General features: G+C 35.5%; 7 protein-coding genes and 1 other annotated feature. Of the genes, 4 read left to right on the top strand and 3 right to left on the bottom strand.

Annotated features, from left to right (window positions below; all coding sequences use genetic code 11):
* Nucleotides 1–138 precede the first annotated feature (138 nt).
* Nucleotides 139–402: a binding site (T-box leader), on the top strand.
* A gap of 115 nt (nucleotides 403–517) precedes the next feature.
* A complete protein-coding gene (locus ACTYA4_RS08190) occupies nucleotides 518–1,375 on the top strand; it encodes an SAM hydrolase/SAM-dependent halogenase family protein (protein WP_443480812.1) in 858 nt (285 codons plus the stop codon).
* Nucleotides 1,376–1,434: 59 nt separating this feature from the next.
* Here ACTYA4_RS08190 and ACTYA4_RS08185 read toward each other — a convergent pair whose 3' ends face one another.
* Both ACTYA4_RS08185 and ACTYA4_RS08180 read right to left on the bottom strand, forming a co-directional pair.
* Nucleotides 1,435–2,100: an SIMPL domain-containing protein gene (locus tag ACTYA4_RS08185; protein WP_443480813.1), complete on the bottom strand. Its 666-nt coding sequence runs from the start codon at nucleotides 2,098–2,100 to the stop codon at nucleotides 1,435–1,437.
* Nucleotides 2,101–2,281: 181 nt separating this feature from the next.
* Entirely contained in the window at nucleotides 2,282–3,709 is a 1,428-nt protein-coding gene (locus tag ACTYA4_RS08180; protein WP_443480814.1) for an NAD(P)-binding domain-containing protein, read from the bottom strand.
* Between the two features lie 774 nt (nucleotides 3,710–4,483).
* Between ACTYA4_RS08180 and ACTYA4_RS08175 the strand changes: the two genes are divergently transcribed.
* Nucleotides 4,484–4,915, top strand: coding sequence for a hypothetical protein (locus tag ACTYA4_RS08175; RefSeq protein ID WP_443480993.1), 432 nt, complete (start codon nucleotides 4,484–4,486; stop codon nucleotides 4,913–4,915).
* Nucleotides 4,903–5,187 carry a YxcD family protein gene (locus tag ACTYA4_RS08170; RefSeq protein ID WP_443480815.1) on the top strand — a complete coding sequence of 95 codons (285 nt, stop codon included), beginning with the start codon at nucleotides 4,903–4,905 and terminating at the stop codon, nucleotides 5,185–5,187. The genes ACTYA4_RS08175 and ACTYA4_RS08170 overlap by 13 nt, the downstream gene beginning before the upstream one ends.
* A 149-nt stretch (nucleotides 5,188–5,336) precedes the next feature.
* Here the strand turns inward: ACTYA4_RS08170 and hmpA are convergent, their stop codons facing one another.
* Nucleotides 5,337–6,563 carry an NO-inducible flavohemoprotein gene (hmpA, locus tag ACTYA4_RS08165; RefSeq protein WP_443480816.1) on the bottom strand — a complete coding sequence of 409 codons (1,227 nt, stop codon included), beginning with the start codon at nucleotides 6,561–6,563 and terminating at the stop codon, nucleotides 5,337–5,339.
* 183 nt (nucleotides 6,564–6,746) lie between these two features.
* On the opposite strand from hmpA, the gene ACTYA4_RS08160 reads away from it, so the two are divergent.
* On the top strand, nucleotides 6,747–7,184 hold the full coding sequence (locus ACTYA4_RS08160; protein ID WP_443480817.1) for an RrF2 family transcriptional regulator: 438 nt from the start codon (nucleotides 6,747–6,749) through the stop codon (nucleotides 7,182–7,184).
* Nucleotides 7,185–7,325: the final 141 nt, after the last annotated feature.

The raw sequence follows: 7,325 nt of genomic DNA, 5'->3' as shown, positions 1-7,325 counted from the left end.
GTGTTTCTACAAAACTTCTTTTTTTATTGACATAGAAAGAAAGACAGAGAGAATTAGTATTTGAAAAATCAGACAATTTTATATTGACACAATTATTAGTGCGTGGCATGATTAATGCAAAGATTTTTGGGAAAAATAAAAATGACGAAGAAAAGAAGAGTACACTCGAAATGAAACTTAACAGAGAGCCTGGATTGGTGAAAGCAGGCAGTGGATAGTAGAGTTGGAAGATGGTCTTGGAGTCGAGTGGTTGAATAAAGGGGTGTACCTTTTTTAGATCGCTACGGAAGCACCCGTTATTCGTGCAACAGTATGACGAGAAACAGCTTAAGTACTGGTAGAGGCATAAGCAGTGATGCTTATGTGAATTAAAGGTGGTAACGCGTATAATACGCCCTTTTACGAGTTTGATTATGGAAATTCGTAAGAGGGCGTTTTTTATTTATGGATAATAATGGTTAAACTATTGAGAATAGTATAAGATACAGCTTTAATTTTAAAGGAGTGTTTTTTTAAAATGAGTAACTATTTAGTATTGCAAACGGATTTTGGCCTTTCTGATGGAGCAGTGAGTGCTATGCATGGTGTTGCTTATACAGTAAGCAATGGGATAGTAGTCCAAGATTTAACACATGATATTCCGCCATATGATATTTGGGCAGCTTCGTATCGTTTGCTGCAGACGGTTTCCTATTGGCCAAAAGGAACAGTTTTTGTTTCGGTAGTGGACCCAGGAGTTGGCAGTGATCGCCGTAGCATCGTCTGTAAAACAAAATCTGGTCATTATATTATTACTCCCGATAATGGCACATTAACGCATATAGAACATTATCAAGGAATTGAGGAAGTAAGGGTGATAAATGAAGTAGTAAGCCGTCTGCCTCATTCTGAAGAAAGTCATACTTTCCATGGACGCGACATATATGCCTATAACGGTGCTAGATTAGCTTGCAAGGAAGTAAGTTTTACAGAATTAGGAGAAGTTGTTCCATGTGAAACAGTTGAAAAGTTGAAGATTGAGGATTCAGTAGCCAAAAATGGCATCATTGCCGGGAATATTGATGTATTAGATATACGATTTGGATCGCTTTGGACTAATATTCCTCTTGCGTTAGTAAAAGAAAATCAAATTGATCATGGAGATTATTTACAAGTATCCATATTTCATGGAACAAAAAAGGTTTATCAAAATATTGTTAAATTTTCTAAATCTTTCGCTGATGTGAATATTGGCGAACCGTTAGTATACGTAAACTCACTCGTAAACATCGGGGTTGCAGTCAATCAAGATTCCTTTTCTCGTTTATACAATATCGGAACAGGAATTGATTGGAAAATAGAGATTAGAAAAGCAGCAAAGGTTATTTTTGAATAGGTAATGTCAAAAGTTTTAAAAATGCATGCGGCATCATCACCACATGCATTTTTATTTTTTTACGAAAAGTAATAAAACTCCGCTTCTAATTTTGCTTCTATCGTTATCTGTCCTGGTTCAATAGTTGTAGATACCCCCCCTACAAGTTCCGAACTCGCGACCGTTTTATAAGGGCGGGGAACTGGTTCGGTTGATTTTTCGATGATTTTAACAGGGACGGGATCAAGGTTGACTCGCATGGATTTTGCCAATGTTTTTGCTTTTGATATCGCATCTTCAAGTGCTGTTTTTAACGCTTGTTTATAATAAATATCTTTATTTTTAACAGTAAATTTAATATCTGATACCCTATTTGCCCCATTTTGCACAGCCGTGTCAATCACTTCACCCGTTTGGTCCATGTTTTCAATTGTAACAGAAAGCATATGTGTTACCTGATACCCTTTAAATTGCTGTTTGCCATCTACATAGTCGTATTGAGGATAAATAGTATAGTCTATTGTTTGAATATCTTTCTGAGCAATGCCTAGCTGCAACAAAGATTGAATGACTTGTTGGATAATGCGTGCGTTTTCTTGTTGGGCAAGCTTAAGCTCTACATTCATTGTTACTACACCTAATTGAACCACAGCTATATTCGGTTCCAAGGAAAGAATGCTATTTCCAAACAATGTCATACTTCGTTTCATTGGGTTATTTGTTTCTCTAACAGGAGGATAATACATGTTTTTTCCTCACTTCCGTAATAAAATCACTACTATTTATTTCATGAGAAATTTCTGTGGATTATGTCTTTTTTTCTAAAAAAAGAACATGCTACAGTGATGTAATGTTACATGTTTTAATATGGTGGAACACAAAAAAACAAGACAAGTCAACGAGACTTGTCTTGTTCCCTATTTCTGTTTATGATTTTACTTCTTTCTTCGGCCATTCCCCAATAAATTCAGGAACATTATATTCAAAGAAGTCTTTTAAGTTTTGGTCGCGGTCGTCAAGGAATAGCTCATCCGCAACTGCTGATACAATTTTTGGTACTCCGTAGCGCATGCCGGAAAGGGCAGAAGCGGCTAGACCACAGCTGATTAAAGCAGAATAGTTAAAGGCGAATAGGCCGTGCAGAAGCTTTTTCCCTTCTTCTTTTCGACTTAAGAAAGCGAAGCCGGGACTTAAATATGGATGAGCATCAAGCATTGGATTTGATACCTCTTCAGGAGCTTCATAATAATCCGACCAGCGAGCAATATACTTTTCGACACGCTTTAGCTCAGGACGCAATCCTGGGTCTGTAAGCAATCCTGTGCTGATGATAAGAAAATCAAAAGTGAATTTTCCTTGTGGTGTAGTTACGACTGCACCATCGATTGTAGCTTCAACATCGAGCCATGGCGCACCTAAATGTAGATTAAATCCAGGCCATGAAGCTGCCCGATTAAACGTGTCATTTGTTGGTGGCTGATTATGTTTGAAAAAATGGGACATTGCTGCATACTTATCTGCATCAGACAATGCTGGAAAACGTTCAATCATTCCCGAAGCTTCCATTTGACGGATAGGATTGATACGTGGCATTTCTGTACGGCGAACAAATACATGTGCTTCGCCTACACCTTCTGATAGAGCGAAATTTGCATTATCATATGCCGACGCTCCGCCACCCAAAACAGCAACTTTTTTCCCTTTTAATTTTTCAAAATCAATAAATTCAGAGGTGTGCGCATACAGGCTGCGTGGTAATTTATCGGAAATCATTGGCGGTACATGCCATTCTCCGCCGCCTTGAATGCCAGTAGCTAAAATTACTTTGCGCGCAAGTATTGTATCAGATGGAGCCCCTGCTCCACCAATATGTAAACGATGAACTCCTTCTTCTGTTGGTTCAATGTCGTTTAGCTTGACTTCATTTATTACCGGCAGTTGAAGCACTTTACGATACCAGCGTAAATAGTTCATCCAATCGCCACGAGGGATTTTATCAACCTCTTCCCAACCTTCTGAACCAACTTGTGCTTCCCACCATGAACGGAATGTTAAAGAAGGGACACCAAGATCAATCGATGTTAATTGCTTAGGAGTACGCAATGTTACCATTCGTGCATATGTTTCCCAAGGTCCTTCTAATCCTTCCGTATTTTCATCTATGATAAGAATATTGGATACTCGCTCCTTTAATAGACCAAAAGCGATGCCAAGACCGCTTTGTCCACCACCGACAATGACGACATCGTATACATGGCCTTCAGGATGATGAAGAGGACGAACCCAATCTGGACCTCCAAAGTTAAGGTAGGCTAGATCATTTTTTACTCTTTCGTTTAATGCTTCTAAGCTCATAAAAATTCATTCCTTTCTTATGTTATTAATAAAATTCACCTTCATCTGTAATCATTGTTTGAAAAAATGAAAGTTATGTCTTAATTAATGAAGTAAAATAAATAGGTGGTAAAACTTATGTGAGGTTTTATAACATGACTTCCTTTCCCACATATTATCATTATTTTCGATTTTAGTGTATTGTTTAAACTATCTAAATTTTCACTTAATGATTGGTTATAAGCACTAGTTGCCTTTTTCAATCTGTTTTTAAGTTCGTTAGTTGACGTTAGCCTATTGTTATTATACAATGTTCTTGTACAATTATTTATATACTCCAAAGGGGAGTAGCTAACAGTTATGTCGTCAATACGTGATGGATCAATCACCGGCTTAACTGGCAACAAATATGTTGTTTGCGAGACCTTTGCCAATTAGGTAAAGGGATAAATATGTCTATTAATAACCTTTACCAATTAGTTGGTGAAGGTTTTTTGTTTTTATAAAGGAGGAGAAAAACAGAAGAACATTAAAATGATTTAGTAATAATTAAAAATGCTGTTTTCTCAAAGTTTTTTGTTTTTTACGTGAAAAAATGGGAGCAGAAGTACTCAGCAGACTGAATACACGTAGACTCCTGTGGGAATGCGAGAAAGACGAGACCCCACAGGAGCGTATGCGACGAGGAGGCTTGACGCTCGCCCACGGAAAGCGAAGTGTATTCGGGCTGCGAGTTTAAAAGCAACAATCTATACGAAAACAGCCTTAAAAAAACATAATGGAGGAATAGTAATGATGAAAAAATTATTTGCAGCATTTTTAACAGTAACACTTTTATTTTCACCTATTGGGAGTATGATTCAAGATCAAACAACAACAGTAGAAGCAAAATCATATAAGTCCGGGAAAAAGAGTTTTAATCAGTCTAATTCTAACACTAATACGAATTCATTTTTCCAAAAAAAGAAAACAAATAATACAAATACTACTACAAAAAACAATACGAAAAAAGGTTTCTTTTCTGGCGGATTCATGAGAGGCTTAATGGTTGGTGGAATTGCAGGATTATTATTTGGCAGTTTATTTGCCAATATGGGAGTATTAGGTTCAATATTAGGCTTCATTATTAACATGATTGCCATCGTGTTTGTTATTGGAGTAATCCGCAAAATCTTCTCATATTATAAAAATAAAAAAAGACAGGAAGCCAATGGATGGAGACATTAATTCCTGAACAAGACATCATCAATGCCATTTGTGTATATATTTCTCGGAAAAAGCAAGTGAGTCCGCAAGAAGTGGAAGTAGAATTAATGTACGATGATGATTATGGTTTTTCTGCAGAAGCATATGTCCATGACCGCAAGCAAATTTTAGTTACACAAAATATAATAGAAGCTTTGCGATTATGGATGGATGAGTATTTGCATATAGATCCGTATATTGGAATAAAGCTTGTGTTGGATGAGGAAGAGGGAATTATTGCTGTAACTCGTTAAATAGAAATAGGCTGGTCGACAATCTTTGTCAATCAGCCTATTTTAATTCATTTAGTTTCCGATTTCCGTCGAGTTTTTTCACTAGCGCTATGAACAGATGTATAATAAAATAAAACTAATAATTTTGTAAAAAAGAATTAGTGAGTTGATTAACTTTCGTTTTCTAAATTTACGGAAGGACCAAAAAATTCGTAATGAATATGGGAATCGTTAATACCTAATTCTTTTAAACTGGAAAGAATGCTGCGTAAAAATGGAACAGGTCCACATACAAAGTAGTTAGCATCTTTTTTTGTTATACTTGTTTGTAATAAGTCCGTATCAATAAACCCTTGCTTTTTGAAATGGTTATTTTGTTTATCTTCAGCAGTAGGGTTATCGTATACAAAAGATAAGTGGAAGTTCGTTAATTCTTTTTCCAATGTTGTTAATTCTTCTTTAAATGCCTGAACACTGCCGTTTCTTGAAGCGTGAATAAATTCTATTTCTTGATTTGGCTGTTTTTCAGCAATAGCATTTAGCATACTCATAAATGGAGTAATTCCTACACCACCGCTTATAAACACAACTTTTGAATGTTCGATCTTGTCGTTAAGAGTAAATTCACCGGCAGGAGCCGTAACTTCCAGTATATCTCCTATATTAATATTGTCATGAAGATAGTTCGATACTATCCCATTAGGCTGAGTTGCTTCTGCTTCTCTTTTTACAGAAATTCGGAAATGTTTTTTATTTGGTGCAGCAGACAGGCTATACTGACGGTTAAATAAATATTTCTCTCCAGGAATAGAAAGTCGGATTGAAATATATTGGCCAGGTTTAAATGAAGGTAAAGCAGTATTGTCTTCTGCTTCTAAATAAAAGGACGTAATACAATCACTTTCTTTTACTTTATCCATTACTTTAAAGTTTTTATAGTCGCTCCATCCATCTTTTTGGTCGGTGGCTTCTGTATACATTTCTTTTTCAATCGAAATAAAAACATCTGCAATGACACCATAAGCTTCAGTCCAAGCGTTAATGATTTCTTCTGTAGCGGCTTCTCCGAGAACTTCTTTTATTGATTGCAGAAGAAATTGTCCTACAATTGGATAATGTTCCGGTTTCACTGCTAAACTGCGGTGTTTATGGGCGATTTGTTTTATAACAGGAATAATGGTTTCAAGCTTATCTATATACTTAGCTGCTGCAAGTATCGTGTTTGCAAGGGCGGTTTGTTGTCTTCCTTGTTTTTGATTCGTATGATTAAAGATATTTAATAATTCTGGATGTGCTTCAAACATATTTTTGTAAAAAATAGTTGTAATTTGTGCTCCGTGCACTTCTAATACTGGAACGGTAGATTTAATAATTTCTATTGTTTTCTGTGATAGCATAATGAAAAGCCTCCTTTTTTATAGTAGTATATTAAATATATATTCTTAATACTAGAACGAATAAACAACAAAAGCAATATTTGAAATACATCTTTTAGAGTCTTATGTTAAAAAATTAACAAAGTGTTCACATTTACACTATGAAAAACGTAATAATTCTACATATGGATAGGAAGGATAAATATGAGACTAACTAGTTATACAGATTATTCACTTCGGGTATTAATCTATTTAGCAAATAATAATCAAGAGAAACTAGTCAATATAAAAGATATTGCGGAAATTTACGATATTTCCAAAAACCATTTAATGAAAATTATTTATAATTTAGGGAAAATGGGATATATCGAAACAATAAGAGGCAGAAATGGAGGAATGCGTTTAGCAATGAATCCAGCTGATATCAATATAGGAGAATTGGTGCGTAAAACCGAAGAAGATTTTCATATTGTAGAATGTTTTGAGGATCAAAACAAGTGTATTATTACGCCTGTATGTTCGTTAAAGCACATACTATATGAAGCGCTTCAGCAATTTTTAAAAGTTCTCGATCAATATACATTAGAAGACATTATACAAAACAATGTTCTACTAAAACAATATTTAGCATTAAAAGCTTAGGTTGTTATCTCAAAGTTTGTGTTGTTTTTTACGTAAATAAAAATGGGAGAAGAAGTACTCAGCAGACTGAATACACGTAGACTCCTGTGGGAATGCGAGAAAGACGAGACTTAAGCAGAGCGTATGCGACGAGGAGGCTCG

The sequence above is a fragment of the Niallia yueguangensis genome (assembly GCF_052663115.1).
Note: the sequence above shows the minus strand (reverse complement) of the source record. Positions and strands in the feature narration are given on the sequence as shown.

What these genes read in the sequence shown, in the direction of transcription:
- ACTYA4_RS08185 (WP_443480813.1), bottom strand. Translation starts at nt 2,100, where the DNA reads ATGTATTATCCTCCTGTTAGAGAAACAAATAACCCAATGAAACGAAGT.
- ACTYA4_RS08180 (WP_443480814.1), bottom strand. Translation starts at nt 3,709, where the DNA reads ATGAGCTTAGAAGCATTAAACGAAAGAGTAAAAAATGATCTAGCCTAC.
- ACTYA4_RS08170 (WP_443480815.1), top strand. Translation starts at nt 4,903, where the DNA reads ATGGAGACATTAATTCCTGAACAAGACATCATCAATGCCATTTGTGTA.
- ACTYA4_RS08160 (WP_443480817.1), top strand. Translation starts at nt 6,747, where the DNA reads ATGAGACTAACTAGTTATACAGATTATTCACTTCGGGTATTAATCTAT.
- hmpA (WP_443480816.1), bottom strand. Translation starts at nt 6,563, where the DNA reads ATGCTATCACAGAAAACAATAGAAATTATTAAATCTACCGTTCCAGTA.
- ACTYA4_RS08175 (WP_443480993.1), top strand. Translation starts at nt 4,484, where the DNA reads ATGAAAAAATTATTTGCAGCATTTTTAACAGTAACACTTTTATTTTCA.
- ACTYA4_RS08190 (WP_443480812.1), top strand. Translation starts at nt 518, where the DNA reads ATGAGTAACTATTTAGTATTGCAAACGGATTTTGGCCTTTCTGATGGA.